The following is a 15,422-nucleotide window of genomic DNA, read 5'->3' as shown; positions in this document are numbered from 1 at the left end:
ACGCCCCAGCCACGCCCGCAACAGACGGGCGGCGTAAAAAACAATAACAATACGTGGAGCCATCGTAATGCCAGAACACCGCATTCACCCTGCCGTGAAGCCACAGCGCTGCCTGCTCGCCTGCGCCGTCGCCCTGCTCACGCTGCCCGCCGCCCAGGCCGTCGAAGTCCAGACCGGCAATGAAGACTGGGCCGTGCGCTTGGACAATACCGTCAAATACAATTATGGCGTGCGCACGGAAAGCGCCGACAAGCGCATGCTGGGCACGCCCAACAGCAACGACGGTGACTACAACTTCCGCAAGGCCGGCACCAACATCACCAACCGGGTCGACCTGCTGACCGAGCTGGATGTGGTGTATCAGGGCAATACCGGTTTTCGCGTCAGCGCTGCCAGCTGGTACGACAAGGCCTACGACAACACCGGTTCCAACAGCAACCCGTTCGTCAATGGCAACGGTGATCAGTCGGGCATCAGCCCCAGCCTCAATGGCCTGCCGGGTACTGGCATACCCCTGGGCAGCCCGCACCTGAGCAACTACGCCCAGCGATACTACAGCGGCCCATCGGGCGAAGTGCTGGATGCGTTCGTATTCATGAGCCGTGACGTGGGCGAAGCGTCGCAGGTCAGTGCCAAGCTGGGCCAGCACAACCTGTTCTGGGGGGAAACCCTGCTCAACCCCGTGCATTCGCTGAGCTATGGCCAGTCCGGCCTGGACCTGGCCAAGCTGGCGGCCTCGCCAGGCACCGAGGCCAAGGAGCTGTTCGTCCCTCGCAACCAGCTGTCGACCTCGTTCCTGGTCAACTCCGAACTCACCTTGGGGGCGCAGTACTTCTTCGACTGGGATGCTGCCCGCTTGCCCGAAGCGGGTACCTACTATGGCGGCGCCGATGTGGTAGGCGAGGGCGCGCAGAGCTTCCTGCTCGGCCACACCGGCACCCCGGGCTTGATCCCGGTGCGCGGAGCGCTGACCACTCTCCATCGCGGTCATGACCTGACACCCGGCAAGAGCGGCGACTGGGGCATCATGGCCAGGTGGTCGCCGCAATGGCTGGGCGGCACCCTCGGTTTCTACTACCGCAAGACGTCCGAGATTCTGCCCCAGGCCTGGCTTGATGCGCGCGGCATGACCGTGGCCAGTGGCCCTTTCGGCAACCCCCCGGGCAGCCGCCAAGGGGCGGTCGGTAACCTGTACAACTCGCTGCAAAGCACCACTTACCAGTTCGCCTACGCTGACAACATCGACATCTATGGCCTGAGCCTGTCCAAGGATGTGGCCGGCATCAGCGTCGGCAGCGACCTCAACATCCGCCACAACATGCCGCTGGCGAGTATCCCGGCAATCGTCAGTGCCCCCGGCCAAGGTGGCCTGGGTGGGGGCTTCGGTTTACTGCCGGCGCGCCTGCCCAGCAGCGGGGTGGTCTACGACGTGCCCAAGGATGGTGACAGCCTGAGCGCCACTGGCGACACCCTGCATTTCACCGTCAACGGCCTGATGACGATGGGTGACACGCCGCTGTTCGACTCGGCAACCCTGCTGGGTGAGCTGTTCTACAGCAACCTGCTCAAGCTCGATGGCCACAACGAGGCTTTGTACAAAGGCAAGGGCAGCTACCGCGGCATCGACAAGGCGACCCGCGACAACTGGGGTATCGCCGTCAACTTCACCCCCACCTGGTACCAGGTGTTGCCGGGCATGGACCTGAGCATGCCGTTGTCGGTCAACGTCGGCCTGGACGGTGTATCGCCGGTGCAAGGCGGCGGCGCCGAAAACACCGGCAATTACGCGGTGGGCTTGAGCGCTGCGATCTACAACCAGTACTTCGTCGACCTCAAGTACGTCGACAGCTTCGGTGAGACCAAGGGCTGCAAGGACGGCCAGACCGACGGCAGCACCCCCAATGCCCTGGACGGCGAACAGAATTACACCTGCTACGGCGGCGGCTACGCCTCCTTCTCCGGCGGTGGCGCCACCACCGAAGACCGTGGCGCGCTGTACCTGACCGTCAAGACGACCTTCTGAGCCCTGTTTCCTACCGCCTACACAGGAAGACAACCATCATGACCTTCGTACGTACCCTGCTGGCCTCGTGCCTGTCGCTGACCGCGCTCAACGCTGCCCAGGCTGCCGTTTCCCCTGACCAGGCTGCACACCTGGGCACCAACCTGACCACCCTCGGCGCCGAAAAGGCCGGCAATGCCGACGGCTCCATCCCGGCCTACCAAGGCGGCCTGCTTACCCCGCCGGCCAGCTATCAGAGCGGTGCCAGCATGCGACCCGACCCGTTTGCCAGCGAGAAGCCGTTGCTGGTCATCGATGGCAGGAATGCCGATCAGTACAAGGGGCAACTGACCGCCACTACCCTCGAACTGCTCAAGCGCTACCCCAGCTACCACGTTGACGTGTACCCGACGCACCGCAGCGTTGCGCTGCCGCAGGCGGTGCTGGACAACACCCGCAAGAACGCCACCGGCGCCAGAAGCCAGGAGGGCGGCACTGCCGTGGACAATGTGCTGCCGGGCATTCCGTTCCCCATTCCGCAGAACGGCGCCGAGGCCATGTGGAACTTCCTGCTGCGCTACCAGGGCGTGAGCATGACCGCCAAGTACGACTCCTGGAACGTCGATGCTGCCGGCAAACCGTCCTTGTCGACCACCGGCCAGGCGCACATCAGTTACCCGATCTACGAGGACATGACCAAGCCGATCGGCGCCAAGGACACCTATTACCAGATGAAACTGGTGTACACCGGGCCCGCACGCCGTGCCGGTGAAGCAATGATGCTGCGCGACGCTGCCAACCCGCTGGTGCAGCCGCGCAGCGCCTGGCAGTACCTGCCGGGCCAGCGCCGGGTCAAGCTGGCGCCTAACCTGGCCTACGACACGCCCAACCCGGGCACCTCCGGCTCTGGCACCTACGATGACGTGTTCGTCTTCAACGGCGCCCTGGACCGCTACGACTGGACCCTGGTCGGCAAGCAGGAGATGTATGTGCCTTACAACACCTACCAGCTGACCTACAACACCGATGTCAAGCAGTTGATCACCCCCAACCACTTGGCGCCGCAGTTTGTACGTTGGGAAAAACACCGCGTGTGGGTGGTGGAAGGCAAGCTCAAGGACGGCGCGCGTCACATCTACCACAAGCGCCGCTTCTACCTCGATGAGGACAGCTGGATCGCGTTGGCCTCGGACCAGTACGACGCCCGTGGCCAGCTGTACCGGGGTTCGTTCGCCTTCCTCACCCAGAGCTATGACAAGCAGACCCCGGACGCCACGCCGTTCATGATCTACGACCTCATCGGCGGCACCTACAACCTCAACGGCGTGGTCGGTGCCTACGGCGGCATCCGTTACATCGACCCGTTGTCGAAAACCCAATGGTCGCCCGATTCGCTGGCCGGCAACGGCATTCGCTGAACGCACGGAGCAGAGGTTCCAATGTCTGTCTTCAAACGATGCAGCGTGGTGATGCTGGCCCTGGTTGCGCTGCAGGGTGCAGCCTTGGCTGCGCCATTCACCGATGTGCTGGATGTGCCCGCCATGCCCAGCGCCCTTGCCAGCAGCAGCGCCCTGCGTGATGTGACCTTGGCCGGGCAGCGCCTGGTCGCGGTCGGCCCGCGCGGGCACATTCTGTATTCCGATGACCACGGCGGGCACTGGCAGCAAGCCCAGGTGCCGGTCAGCGCCGACCTGAATGCGGTGAGCTTCGCCACGCCCGAACTGGGCTGGGCGGTGGGCCACGACGGCGTGGTCCTGCACAGCCGTGACGGTGGCATGCACTGGCAAAAACAGCTGGACGGCCGGGTACTGGCCGAACAGCTGCCAGGCGCGGACACCGACAATGCCTTGCTCGACGTGTGGTTCGGCGATGCCCGCACGGGCTACGCGGTGGGGGTGTTCAACCTGCTGCTTCGCACCACGGATGGCGGCAAGCACTGGCAGCCGTGGCTCGACCACAGCGACAACCCGCAAGGCCTGCACCTGACCAGCCTGGCCGCGGTGGGCGACGAGTTGTTCATCACGGGCGAGCAGGGCCTGTTGCTGAAGTGGGACGGCAAGCGCTTCGCTCGCGTTGGCACACCCTACGCCGGCACCCTGTTCGGTGCTGTCGGCAAGCCCGGCGTGCTGCTGATATACGGCCTGCGCGGCCACGCCTACCGCAGTACCGATGGCGGCCAGCAGTGGCAACTGATCGACACCGGGATCAACGCCAGCCTCACCGCCGCCGGTATCGACCGTGACGGGCAATTCTGGCTTGCCAGCCAGGCCGGTGACCTGCTGCTCAGCCGCGATGACGGCGCCAGCTTCAGCCCTGTACCCCACAGCCCCCGCAGCCCAGTCACCGCACTCGTCAGCGATGCCGGTAACGGCCTGGTGCTGGTGGGCGAGCGTGGCGTGCGCAACCAGGCCGGTAACCCCACGCAGCACCCCTGACAAGAGAAGACCCTGATGGCCGCTACCCGCCAAGATACGCTTCCGGTAATCCGCAACCTCGCCGATTTCGACCCACGCTCAGGCAATTGCCTCGAACGCCTGGTGTTCAACCATCGCTGGCCATTTCTGCTGTGCATGCTGCTGGCAACGTTGGTGCTGGGCTTCATGGCGGCGACGCGCCTGGAGCTGCGCCCCAGCTTTGACAAGATGCTGCCGCAGAGCCACCCCTACATACAGAACTACCTGGAAAACCGCGCTTCGCTGCGCGGATTGGGCAATGCGGTCCGGGTGGTGGTAGAGAACACCCACGGCGATATCTTCGACCCGGGTTACCTGCAGACGCTGCGCCATATCAACGACGAACTGTTCCTCAGCCAAGGCGTGGACCGGGCATGGGTGAAGTCCTTGTGGAGCCCGGCGGTGCGATGGACCGAGGTAACCGAGGAGGGTTTCCAGGGCGGCCCGGTCATGCCTGACGGGTATCAAGGCGCAGCCGGTGATATCGAACAGCTAAGGCAGAACATCGAGCGTGCCAACATCGTCGGCAGCCTGGTAGCGCGCGACTTCAAGTCGAGCATGCTGGTGGTGCCGCTGCTGGACCAGGACTCAGCCACCGGCACAGGCCTGGACTACCATGCCTTTTCGCAAAAGCTCGAACAGTTGCGCAGTCAGTACCAGGCCAGCGGCCAGTACCGCATTCATGTGATCGGCTTCGCCAAGCTGATGGGCGACCTGATCGACGGCCTGATCCAGGTGATGGCGTTCTTTGCGCTGGCTGTGCTGACCAGCCTGGTGATCATCTACTGCTACACCCGCTGTGTACGCAGCACCTTGCTGGTGGTGGTGTGTTCGCTGACTGCAGTGGTATGGCAGCTGGGTATCGTTGCCTGGCTGGGCTATGCCATCGACCCGTATTCGATCCTGGTGCCGTTCCTGATCTTTGCCATCGGCGTGTCGCACGCGGCGCAGAAGATGAACGGCATCCTTCAGGACATAGGCCGCGGTACGCACCGGCAGATTGCCGCCCGCTACACCTTCCGCCGCCTGTTCGTGGCCGGGGTCACCGCACTGCTGGCCGATGCCGTGGGCTTTGCGGTGCTGATGCTGATCGATATTCCGGTGATCCAGGACCTGGCAATCACCGCCAGCATTGGTGTGGCGGTGCTGATTTTTACCTCGTTGCTGTTGATGCCGGTGGCACTGTCCTATGTCGGTGTGGGCCGTAAGGCGGCCGAGCGAGCGCTACGTATCGATGCCCGCGCGGATCAGCACCGTGGCTTCGGCCGGCTGTGGGCCCTGCTTGACCGATTCACCGAACGCAAGTGGGCCAGCGCTGCATTGCTGGCTGCCCTGGTGCTGGCCGCCCTTGGCACCTGGGGTAGCCTCCAGCTGAAAATCGGTGACCTCGACAGTGGCGCCCCCGAGCTGCGTGCGGACTCGCGCTACAACCTCGACAACGCTTACATCACCCAGCATTACGCACTGTCCAGCGATACCTTCGCGGTCATGGTCAAGACGGCCCCCGAAGGCTGCCTGCAATACCAGACATTGATCCTCGCCGACCGCCTGGCCTGGGAGCTGCAGCAACTGCCGGGTGTGCAGACCACCGTGTCGCTGGCAAACGCGGTGCGCCAGATCACTGCGGGTACCTACGAAGGCAACGCGCGCCTGAACAGCCTGCAGCGCAACCAGGACGTGCTCAACTACGCCGCCCAGCAAGCCTCGGTCAACGCCCCGGAGCTGTTCAACAACGACTGTTCGCTGATGCCGGTGATCGCCTACCTCAAGGACCACCGCGCCGACACGCTGGCCCAGGTGGCTGTAGCGGCTGAGCGTTTCGCCCAGGCCAACAGCAATGCTGACCACCAATTCCTGCTGGCCGCCGGCAGTGCCGGCATCGAGGCTGCCACCAACGAGGTGGTGCGCGAGGCCAACCACCGCATGCTGTTGCTGGTGTACCTGGCGGTGACCCTGTTTTGCCTGGTCACCTTCCGCAGCTGGCGAGCGACGCTGGTGGCAATCCTGCCGCTGATGCTTACCTCGGTGCTGTGCGAGGCGTTGATGGTGGCCATGGGCATCGGCGTCAAGGTGGCCACCTTGCCGGTGATCGCCCTGGGGGTGGGCATTGGCGTGGACTACGCGCTGTACCTGCTCAGCGTGCAGTTGCACTACCAGCGCGCCGGCCTGAGCCTGGCCCACGCCTACCAGAAAGCCCTGGCCTTCACCGGTCGGGTGGTGGGGCTGGTCGGTATCACCTTGGCCGCTGGCGTAGCCGGCTGGGCCTGGTCGCCAATCAAGTTCCAGGCCGACATGGGCCTGCTGCTGACCTTCATGTTCCTGTGGAACATGCTCGGCGCGCTGGTGCTGATACCCGCGCTGTCGTACTTCCTCCTGCGCGGCCAGGGCGCCCCGGCAGCTGCCGATGCCCAGGCGCCGGCGCTTTCGCAAACCCAAGCAACCGAGTGCTCGCCTCATGTCTGATTACCTTGCGCCACTGCGCGACATGGATTTTCTGTTCAACGAAGTGTTCGACATCCCCACCTGGTGGGCGCAAACGCCCGAACTGGCCGAGGTGGTCGATGGTGACACTGCCCGGGCCATCCTCGAGCAGGCTGGCAAGCTGATTGCCGAGCGAGTGGCGCCGCTCAACCGCAGTGGCGACGAGCAGGGCTGCCGCTGGGAGGCTGCCCAGGTACGCACGCCTGACGGCTTCGCCGATGCCTACCGGGCATTTGCCGCTGACGGCTGGGTCGGTGTGGCCGGCGACCCGGCCTACGGCGGCATGGGCATGCCGAAGGTGATCGGCGCTCAACTCGAAGAGATGCTCAATGCCGCCAACCTGTCGTTTGGCCTGTACCCGATGCTGACCGCCGGGGCCTGCCTGGCACTGCTCAACCATGCCAGTGAGGCTTTGCAGGCGCTGTACCTGCCACCCATGTACCAAGGGCGTTGGGCCGGTTCGATGTGCCTGACCGAGCCCCACGCCGGCACCGACCTGGGCCTGATCCGCACCCGGGCACAACCCCTCGCCGACGGCGGCTACCGCATCAGCGGCACCAAGGTCTTCATTACTGGCGGCGAGCAGGACCTGACCGAGAACATCATCCACCTGGTGCTGGCGCGGTTACCGGATGCACCTGCCGGCCCCAAAGGCATCTCGCTGTTCCTGGTGCCCAAGGTGCTGGTCGACGTCGACGGCGTGCTTGGCGAGGCCAATGCAGTGAGCTGCGGCTCGATCGAGCACAAGATGGGCATCAAGGCCTCGGCCACCTGCGTGATGAACTTCGACGGCGCCATCGGCTACTTGGTCGGCGAGCCGAACAAGGGCCTCAATGCCATGTTCACCATGATGAACTACGAGCGCCTGGGCGTGGGTATCCAGGGGCTGGCGCTGGGCGAGCGGTCTTATCAGGGGGCCATTGCTTATGCCCGTGATCGTCTTCAAGGCCGCGCGCCGTCGGGTGTCGAAGCGCCGTCGCAGTCTGCCGACCCGATCATCGTCCACCCGGACGTACGCCGCATGCTGCTGACCATGAAAGCGCTGAACGAAGGCGGGCGGGCATTTTCCACCTACGTGGCGTTGCAGTTGGACCTGGCCAAATACAGCGACGACCCGGCTACACGCGCCAATGCCGAGGCCAAGGTGGCGTTGCTTACGCCGGTAGCCAAAGCCTTCCTCACCGACATGGGACTGGAGACTACCCTGCACGGCCAGCAGGTGCTGGGTGGCCACGGCTATATCCGCGAGTGGGGCCAGGAGCAGTTGATTCGTGACTGCCGCATTACCCAGATCTACGAAGGCACCAATGGCATCCAGGCGCTCGACCTGGTAGGGCGCAAGCTATTTGGTGATGGCGGCAAGGCCTACCGTGGCCTGTCTGACGAAATCGTCAGCTTTGCCCAGGCGCTGCCAGTGGCGCACGCCGAGTTCAGTGCGCCACTGCTGGCGGCCGTGCACAACCTTGACGCACTGAGTGCGTGGCTGCTGGACCGCAGCCAAGGCAACCCACGCGAGCTTGGCGCGGCGGCGGTGGAGTACTTGCACGTGTTTGGCTACACCTTCTACGCCTACCTGTGGGCGCGCATGGCCGTGGTGTGCCAGGGCCAAGCGGCACCTGAGCCGTTCCACCTGAGCAAGCTCGGTACCGCGCGCTTCTACTTTGCACGCCTGCTACCACGCATCCACTCGCTCAGCGCCAGTGTCAGGGCCGGCAGCGATAGCCTGTACCTGCTCGAGGCCGTGCAACTGTGATGGCCGCCAACATGCTCACCACTCGCGTCATGCCCCGGGCCGAGCAGGCCTATGCCTATCCGCTGCTGATCAAGCGCCTGCTGCTGTCGGGTGTGCGCTACCAGCCCAACCAGGAAATCGTCTACGCCGACAAGCTGCGCTACACCTACACCACGTTGCTGGAACGCATCCAACGGCTGGCCAACGTGTTGACCACGGCCGGGGTCAAGCCTGGCGACACGGTGGCATTGCTCGACTGGGACAGCCACCGGGCACTGGAATGTTTCTTTGCCGTACCAATGCTGGGCGCGGTCTTGCATACGGTGAACGTGCGGCTGTCCAGCGAGCAGGTGCGCTACACCATGAACCACGCCGAGGATCGGTGGGTACTGGTGCATGACGACTTCCTGCCATTGATACAGCAGCTGCGTGGCGACCTGCCGACCGTCGAGGGCATCATCCGCCTCAGCGACGGCGCTGCCGCCGCGCAGACAGTGCCTTTGCTGGGCGAATACGAAGCCATGCTGGCGGCTGCAGCGCCACAGTTCGAATTTGCCGACTTCGACGAAAACTCGCTGGCCACACTGTTCTACACCAGCGGTACCACCGGCAACCCCAAGGGGGTGTACTTCAGCCACCGGCAACTGGTGCTGCATACCCTGGTCGAGCAGGGCACCTTGGCCGCGTGTGGGGAGGTACCGTTGCTGCGCACCGGCGATGTGTACATGCCGATCACGCCCATGTTCCACGTGCATGCCTGGGGCGTGCCCTATGTGGCCACGGCGCTGGGCATCAAGCAGGTCTACCCCGGGCGCTACGAGCCCAACCGCCTGGTGCGCCTGTTCCATGACGAGGGGGTGACGTTCTCCCATTGCGTACCGACGGTGCTGCAAATGATGCTCGACAGCGAGCAAGGGCGCTGCACCGACCTGACCGGCTGGAAGATGCTGCTGGGTGGCAGCGCCCTGACGCTGAGCCTGGCCCAGCGTGCCAGCGGGCGCGGCATTAGTGTGCACTGTGGTTACGGCATGTCGGAAAGCTGCCCGCTGCTCAGCATCACCCACCTGAGCACCGACTTGCTGGCACAGCCCATGGCGCAGCAACTGCCGCTGCGCATCGATGCCGGTGTGCCGATTGCCTTGGTGGACCTGCGTATCGTCGATAGCGAGGGCAGGGAAGTACCGCACGATGGCGCAAGCCTGGGCGAAATCGTGGTGCGCGCGCCTTGGCTGAGCCAGGGTTACCTGCACGAACCGGAGCAAGGCGCGGCGCTGTGGCTGGGTGGCTGGATGCACACCGGTGACCTGGCCTGTATCGACTCGCTGGGCGTGGTGCGCATCCGCGATCGCATCAAGGATGTGATCAAGACCGGTGGCGAGTGGATCAGTTCGGTGGCGCTGGAAAACCTGATCAGCCAGCACCCGTCCGTCGCCTCGGTCGCGGTGATCGGTATTCCTGATCCACAGTGGGGGGAACAACCTTTGGCTCTGGTGGTCTGTCATGACGGTGTGCAGTTGGACCAGTCGGCATTGGCCAGGCACCTGCAGCCGTATGTTGACAGCGGGCACCTGGCCAAATGGGCCGTACCGCGGCAGGTGCGGTGTGTGGACGAGATGCCCAAGACCAGTGTCGGCAAGATCGACAAGAAACGCATTCGCCAGACTGCAATATAGAGGTGGCTTGCGATGCTTGGGGGCGCCTTGCGCCCCATCTTGTTGCTGGCGGGGTCTTTGCCCGCGCGTTCAGCAGCCCCAAAACCCCGCCAAACAAGGGAATGGCGGTTGACTTAAGTTCACCCACGTAAAGTTAGGTAAAAGCGGCCACGGCATATACACGGATCAGTAGTGTGGTTTGTACTGTCCAGTTAAAGATGCCATTGATGAACACACTTCTGTCGCAGCCAAGCGCTGAACGCGGGGCGTTCTCCGGTTTCGAGGCGTGTCGCAATTCCCAGCAGGGCCCCGTGGTGATCCTTGCCTCCGGCGCTTCTGCCAAACATTTTCCGCTGGGCGAGTTTGCGCACTTGCCCATCATCGCCATGAATGGGTCGGTCGCCATGACCGCCGAACACGGCATCAAACCCTTCTTCTACGTGTGCACCGACAAAAGCTTTTGCCAGCAACAGCCGGCCTTGTTCGCCACTGCCATGCGCGACAGCGAACGCCTGGCCCTGTGGCCAGAGCAGTATGCGCGTGCCGATGTGCCAGCCCACACCCAGTGTTATGCCTTGCACAAAGCCGACACGCCGAGCCTGCTGGACGGTTTGCGCGGCCAGGGTGACAGTTGCGTGTGCAACCGGGCACTGTGGAGCAAACGCAGCCGCTCGATCGCCTTCAGTAAAGACCTCGCCCATGGCTTTTTCGATGCCCGCACGGTGGCTTATGTGGCCTTGCAATTGGCCTATCACCTGGGCTTCGAGGACGTGTTGCTGGTGGGGGTAGACCTGGACCAGAGCGTCGGGCGCTTTTACGAGGACGGCCAGGGCCCGTCTTCGCCGTGCGGGCTCGACCAGCATTGGGACAGCCGCATCCTGCCGTCGTTGAAGCTGATGGCCAGGGAAGTGGTCAGCGAGCATTTCCACGTCTACAACCTGTCGGCAACATCACGCATTCCCGCTGAGCTGATCCCCAAGGTCACGCTCAGCCAGGCGCGGCACATTGCCGGCTGCGCAATGAACTGAGCAAGAAAGCGGGTGCATCAAGGACTGTGGATGCGTACAGTGGGCCGATCGCAACTTGCAGGAGCCCGCTATGTCCAGCGCATTCACGATCATGCCATCGCCTGTCGGCATGCTGACCCTTGTGGCCCGTGGCAATTGCCTGGCAGCCGTATTGTGGGAAGAGGAGCGGGAAAACCGCGTTCGCCTGGGCGCACTGCACCGGGACGACCAGTGCCCGGTACTGCGGGAAACCGCTCGTCAGCTGGGCGAGTACTTTGACGGCAAGCGCCAGCGTTTCGAGCTGGCGCTGGACTTTGCCGGTACTGAGTTCCAGCGCCAGGTGTGGGCCGCGTTGCTGGCGATACCGTTCGGCGAAACCCGCAGCTACAGCGACATTGCCCGGCAGCTCGGCAACCCCAGGGCGGTACGCGCGGTTGGCGCTGCCAATGGCCGCAACCCGATTTCGATCATTGCTCCCTGTCACCGGGTAATCGGCGCGTCGGGCAGCCTGACCGGCTTTGCCGGTGGCCTGGCGGCCAAGCAGTATTTGCTGGCGCTGGAAGGGCGGCAAAGCCTGGCACTGGACCTGTAAGGCGTCAACCGAACCCGCTGGCGATCAGGCAAGCCAGCACAGCCAGCACCGAACCGGCGATCAGGGTGTATTGCCGCCGGGCCTGACGTGCGCGGGGGCCGACCTCACGCAGGTACTCGCCGGGCGTAGGCGCATCGGGCCGATGGCGCAATCCCTCGGCCACATCGGCAAGTTGGCCCTGAATCAGCAAGCCGACCAGGCAGTAGGTGCTGGCGTAACTCAGTAACGCTAGAAACAGATAGATCATGCAAGGTACGGGGCCAAGGGCAGGGTGATCGCGCTGGCACTGCGGGTGTCGAGTACGATCAGCCCTTCACTGTGGTCATCCAGGCTGGCCAGCAAGTGCCCCTGGCTGTCCCATGCTGCAGAACCGCCGGCACCGATGAAAGTGTCGGCCGGCCCCACGCAGTTGGCCATCAACACCGGCATGCCCAGCTCGCGTGCCACCTCTGGATAGTGCGCATATCCCTCGCGGATACCCTTGGCGGTTTTCGCAACGCTGACCAGGTACAGGTCTGCACCGCGCTCGCGGGCCACGGCGGCATGCGCCATGAACATCGATTCGTAGCAGATCGCTGGCGCCACCCGGTGCTCACCCACCTCCAGCAGCAATGCCTGATGACCTGGGGTGAAGTAAGGCAGCTCATCATCATGCAAGCGCTGCTTGGCATAGGCCTGGCGCGGCGCATCAGGGCAGAAGACGGGCATGCCGATACGTATGCCGTCGGGCGTTGGCAATGGCAGGCCCGCGGCAACGGTAATGCCCAAGCGGTCGCAGGCTGCCTGCAGCGGGTCCAGGCGTGCGGAGGTGACGGGCAGGGCGGACTGGCGCGCCACACTCGGCTCATAGCCGGTCAGCGACAGCTCGGGGAACACCACCAGTTCGGCACCCAGAGCCGCAGCCTGCTCGATGCAAACCAGATGGCGCTGGAGGTTGCCTGGCAAATCGCCCTTGAGCGACGCCAGTTGTACGGCGCACAGTTTCATCAGAACCATTCCCTGGTGAAGATTGACGTGCCGAGCATACTACCGGCACCAACGCCTGTTCCAGTGAAGGGTTTTTCAGGAAGCCTGGGATGCGCAGCAAAACGCCCCCCGACCTGCGCAGCCACGGTACCTTGTGCCATGCTGTCCAGTGACAGCGCCATGAGCACGGCCCGCGCGAAGGTGGGCAGGGTGCTACCAGCGGAGGAACACTGTAATGGCACGGTTTCGGCGGCTGATCGCCAATATCCGGGGACGGGATCTGGCCGTGGGCGATATCCATGGCCACTTCCAGCGCCTGCAACAATGCCTGGAGGCGGTAGGGTTCGATCCGGCGGTGGACCGCTTGTTCAGCGTGGGCGACCTGGTCGACCGTGGGCCGCACAGCGAGGCAGCGCTGGACTGGCTGGCCCAGCCTTGGTTCCATGCCGTCCAGGGTAATCATGAGGCTTTGGCAATCACCCGCGTGCGTGGTGGGCGGCTCGACCTGGGCATGTACCGCGCCGCCGGGGGAGGCTGGTTCCTCGACTTGCCGCGGCGCGAGCAACTGCGTTTCGTGGAGCGGTTCGAGCAGTTGCCGATTGCCATGGAAGTGGAGAGTGCGGACGGGCTGGTAGGCCTGCTGCATGCCGACAGCCCGTTTGCCGACTGGGCAGTATTACGCTCCTGGCTGGAGCTGGATGACGACCCTGAGGTGCGCCAAGTGTGCCAGTGGTCGCGTCGGCGCCTGAAAGAGGGTGACACCCAACCGGTGCAGGGCCTGCGAGCCCTGCTGGTCGGCCACACCCCGGTGCTGGAGGCCAAGCTGCTGGGCAATGTGTGGCACCTGGACACGGGGGGCTGGGCCAGCGGCCATTTCACCTTGGTCGACATGCGCACCTTGCAACGGGTCAGCCCCGCGCCAGATGCAGCAACAACGCCCCCGCCAACATCACCAGCATGACCCCCGAGGCCCGCTCCAGCCACGGCAGGCTGCGAGCGAATCGCCGCAGTACCCGCTGGTTGCCGATGGCCACGGCAACCAGCAAGTCCCAGAGCAGGACGATGCTGAACATCCATAGGGCGTAGGCCGCTTTCCAGCCGGGGCTGACGCTGGCGACCATGCTGGCCAGGCTGGCATAGAACAGCGCGTTCTTGGGGTTGAGGATGCCGGACAAGAAGCCCATGCCCAAACTGCGCCACCAGCCATGAACCCGCTGGCTACCGGTGACTGTGCCCAGGCTGGTTTGCCCGGCGTGGCGCAGGAACAGCACGCCGATGTACAGCAGGTAGCTGGCGCCGGCCAGTTGCAGGGTGGTGAACAGCAGGCTGCCCTGCTGCAGTACCGAAAGCCCGGTGAAGGCGATGACAATGAACGCGCCATTGGCCAGCGCTATGCCCAGGCAGGCGCCGCTGGCGATGCGCCAGCCGCTGTTGATCGCGTTGCGTGCGACCAGGAAAAAGTCCGGGCCAGGTGAGAGCAGGGCAAGAAAGTGGGCCAGGGCGATGATCATGAATTGTTGCATTGGGGGCGGCTCTGCGGAAAAACCGCAGTCTGCTGCCGGGCCCGTTCTGGCGTATTGAACAATATTGCACCTGCAGCGGCCTTCAGTTTCCGCGGTACTGCCCCGGCGTAACCCCCACATGGGCCTTGAACACCCGCTGGAAATGGCTTTGGTCAGCAAAGCCAAGCTGGTAGGCCACTTCCGCCAGGGCCAGCCCTTCACTCAACAGTTGCCGCCCGCGATTGACCCGGGCATTGAGCAGGTAGGCATGCGGGGTAAACCCGGTAGCCGCTCGAAACGCGCGGATCAGTTGATAGCGCCCAAGCCCGGCCTCCCGCGCCAATACCTCCAGGCTCAATTGCGCAGGGTCCTGGTGTTCGATGCGTGCAAGCAACCCGTTCAAGGTGGCGGCTTTCAGGACGGGGGCCGCTGCCAGCGGTGGGTGCGCGGCAACGTCCAGGTCCCCCAGAAAGGCAATCAGCGCCGCATCTTTCTCGCCGTTGCAGGCACTGGAAAACAGTAACCTGTTCAGCGCGCAGAACTGCCGATATACCTCAGCCTCCCTGCAGATACGCACCGGTTCGCCGGCTTCGATACCGCCAAAGCCCGACTCCAGGCGTAACTGCGTCAGCCAGTCGGCATCCACATGCAGCATCTGATAGCTCCACGCCAGGCCGGGGGCCGGGTTGCAGGCATGCACGCGGTGGGCCGGGACCAGTACCAGCGTGCCGGGCGCCAAGTGATGCTGCCCGTCGGCAGCCCCGGTGAAATGGCTGCGGCCAGCATCCACCGCACCGATGGAAAACGTCGGGTGGCTGTGGGCCTTGTAGCAGGCCCGGCTGTGGCAGGCGCGCCGGCTTTCGACATGTGCCAGGGCCGGGTCGCGCCACAGGTCGGCGTGGGAACGGGGCATTACAGGCTCCTCGGTATTGCCGGCAGGGTAACAGGTACCGTGAACCCGTACAGTTTTTATCGCTGGCTGTTACTTGACCGCAGGGCCCGGAACGCGCCGAAATAGAGGGCTGTTGTCAGAGG

The 15,422-nt window shown here is 64.1% G+C and carries 13 protein-coding genes; 9 read left to right on the top strand and 4 right to left on the bottom strand.

Annotated elements, in window-relative coordinates; translation table 11 throughout:
- Positions 1-67 precede the first annotated feature (67 nt).
- From I8746_RS02340 to I8746_RS02305, 8 genes are all read left to right on the top strand, one after another.
- A complete protein-coding gene (locus I8746_RS02340) occupies positions 68-2,023 on the top strand; it encodes a DUF1302 domain-containing protein (protein ID WP_221100082.1) in 1,956 nt (651 codons plus the stop codon).
- Positions 2,024-2,061: 38 nt separating this feature from the next.
- Complete coding sequence (locus I8746_RS02335) at positions 2,062-3,420, top strand: DUF1329 domain-containing protein (protein ID WP_221100080.1); 1,359 nt, start codon at positions 2,062-2,064, stop codon at positions 3,418-3,420.
- 21 nt (positions 3,421-3,441) lie between these two features.
- On the top strand, positions 3,442-4,437 hold the full coding sequence (locus I8746_RS02330) for a YCF48-related protein (protein WP_192907435.1): 996 nt from the start codon (positions 3,442-3,444) through the stop codon (positions 4,435-4,437).
- Positions 4,438-4,452: 15 nt separating this feature from the next.
- On the top strand, positions 4,453-6,918 hold the full coding sequence (locus I8746_RS02325; RefSeq protein WP_221100068.1) for an RND family transporter: 2,466 nt from the start codon (positions 4,453-4,455) through the stop codon (positions 6,916-6,918).
- The gene (locus tag I8746_RS02320) at positions 6,911-8,689 is read left to right on the top strand and encodes an acyl-CoA dehydrogenase C-terminal domain-containing protein (protein ID WP_012052440.1); all 1,779 of its coding nucleotides are present in this window, start codon (positions 6,911-6,913) and stop codon (positions 8,687-8,689) included. Before I8746_RS02325 ends, I8746_RS02320 begins: the two co-directional genes overlap by 8 nt.
- Positions 8,689-10,341, top strand: coding sequence for a fatty acid--CoA ligase (locus tag I8746_RS02315; RefSeq protein ID WP_155295214.1), 1,653 nt, complete (start codon positions 8,689-8,691; stop codon positions 10,339-10,341). Before I8746_RS02320 ends, I8746_RS02315 begins: the two co-directional genes overlap by 1 nt.
- Positions 10,342-10,547: 206 nt before the next feature.
- Positions 10,548-11,348: an LPS biosynthesis protein gene (locus I8746_RS02310; protein WP_041168428.1), complete on the top strand. Its 801-nt coding sequence runs from the start codon at positions 10,548-10,550 to the stop codon at positions 11,346-11,348.
- Between the two features lie 70 nt (positions 11,349-11,418).
- On the top strand, positions 11,419-11,919 hold the full coding sequence (locus tag I8746_RS02305) for a methylated-DNA--[protein]-cysteine S-methyltransferase (protein WP_004576657.1): 501 nt from the start codon (positions 11,419-11,421) through the stop codon (positions 11,917-11,919).
- A gap of 4 nt (positions 11,920-11,923) precedes the next feature.
- Here I8746_RS02305 and I8746_RS02300 read toward each other — a convergent pair whose 3' ends face one another.
- Both I8746_RS02300 and I8746_RS02295 read right to left on the bottom strand, forming a co-directional pair.
- A complete protein-coding gene (locus tag I8746_RS02300) occupies positions 11,924-12,166 on the bottom strand; it encodes a hypothetical protein (protein ID WP_012052437.1) in 243 nt (80 codons plus the stop codon).
- Positions 12,163-12,906 (bottom strand): carbon-nitrogen hydrolase family protein, encoded by a 744-nt coding sequence (locus I8746_RS02295; RefSeq protein ID WP_012052436.1) that lies wholly within the window; start codon positions 12,904-12,906, stop codon positions 12,163-12,165. The genes I8746_RS02300 and I8746_RS02295 overlap by 4 nt, the downstream gene beginning before the upstream one ends.
- A 214-nt stretch (positions 12,907-13,120) precedes the next feature.
- On the opposite strand from I8746_RS02295, the gene I8746_RS02290 reads away from it, so the two are divergent.
- Entirely contained in the window at positions 13,121-13,846 is a 726-nt protein-coding gene (locus tag I8746_RS02290; protein ID WP_012052435.1) for a serine/threonine protein phosphatase, read from the top strand.
- On the opposite strand, the gene I8746_RS02285 is transcribed toward I8746_RS02290, so the two are convergent.
- On the bottom strand, positions 13,794-14,408 hold the full coding sequence (locus I8746_RS02285) for a LysE family translocator (protein WP_161774452.1): 615 nt from the start codon (positions 14,406-14,408) through the stop codon (positions 13,794-13,796). The two genes, I8746_RS02290 and I8746_RS02285, sit on opposite strands and share 53 nt — an antisense overlap.
- A gap of 82 nt (positions 14,409-14,490) precedes the next feature.
- A complete protein-coding gene (locus I8746_RS02280) occupies positions 14,491-15,300 on the bottom strand; it encodes an AraC family transcriptional regulator (protein ID WP_221100059.1) in 810 nt (269 codons plus the stop codon).
- Between the last annotated feature and the right edge of the window lie 122 nt (positions 15,301-15,422).

This window comes from Pseudomonas sp. USTB-Z, from assembly GCF_019691255.1.
GTDB classification, from domain to species: Bacteria; Pseudomonadota; Gammaproteobacteria; order Pseudomonadales; family Pseudomonadaceae; genus Aquipseudomonas; species Aquipseudomonas alloputida.
This window is presented reverse-complemented; position numbering and strand designations above follow the sequence as displayed.

What these genes read in the sequence shown, in the direction of transcription:
- I8746_RS02295 (WP_012052436.1), bottom strand. Translation starts at nt 12,906, where the DNA reads ATGAAACTGTGCGCCGTACAACTGGCGTCGCTCAAGGGCGATTTGCCA.
- I8746_RS02305 (WP_004576657.1), top strand. Translation starts at nt 11,419, where the DNA reads ATGTCCAGCGCATTCACGATCATGCCATCGCCTGTCGGCATGCTGACC.
- I8746_RS02315 (WP_155295214.1), top strand. Translation starts at nt 8,689, where the DNA reads ATGGCCGCCAACATGCTCACCACTCGCGTCATGCCCCGGGCCGAGCAG.
- I8746_RS02300 (WP_012052437.1), bottom strand. Translation starts at nt 12,166, where the DNA reads ATGATCTATCTGTTTCTAGCGTTACTGAGTTACGCCAGCACCTACTGC.
- I8746_RS02335 (WP_221100080.1), top strand. Translation starts at nt 2,062, where the DNA reads ATGACCTTCGTACGTACCCTGCTGGCCTCGTGCCTGTCGCTGACCGCG.
- I8746_RS02325 (WP_221100068.1), top strand. Translation starts at nt 4,453, where the DNA reads ATGGCCGCTACCCGCCAAGATACGCTTCCGGTAATCCGCAACCTCGCC.
- I8746_RS02310 (WP_041168428.1), top strand. Translation starts at nt 10,548, where the DNA reads ATGAACACACTTCTGTCGCAGCCAAGCGCTGAACGCGGGGCGTTCTCC.
- I8746_RS02340 (WP_221100082.1), top strand. Translation starts at nt 68, where the DNA reads ATGCCAGAACACCGCATTCACCCTGCCGTGAAGCCACAGCGCTGCCTG.
- I8746_RS02290 (WP_012052435.1), top strand. Translation starts at nt 13,121, where the DNA reads ATGGCACGGTTTCGGCGGCTGATCGCCAATATCCGGGGACGGGATCTG.
- I8746_RS02285 (WP_161774452.1), bottom strand. Translation starts at nt 14,408, where the DNA reads ATGCAACAATTCATGATCATCGCCCTGGCCCACTTTCTTGCCCTGCTC.
- I8746_RS02280 (WP_221100059.1), bottom strand. Translation starts at nt 15,300, where the DNA reads ATGCCCCGTTCCCACGCCGACCTGTGGCGCGACCCGGCCCTGGCACAT.
- I8746_RS02330 (WP_192907435.1), top strand. Translation starts at nt 3,442, where the DNA reads ATGTCTGTCTTCAAACGATGCAGCGTGGTGATGCTGGCCCTGGTTGCG.
- I8746_RS02320 (WP_012052440.1), top strand. Translation starts at nt 6,911, where the DNA reads ATGTCTGATTACCTTGCGCCACTGCGCGACATGGATTTTCTGTTCAAC.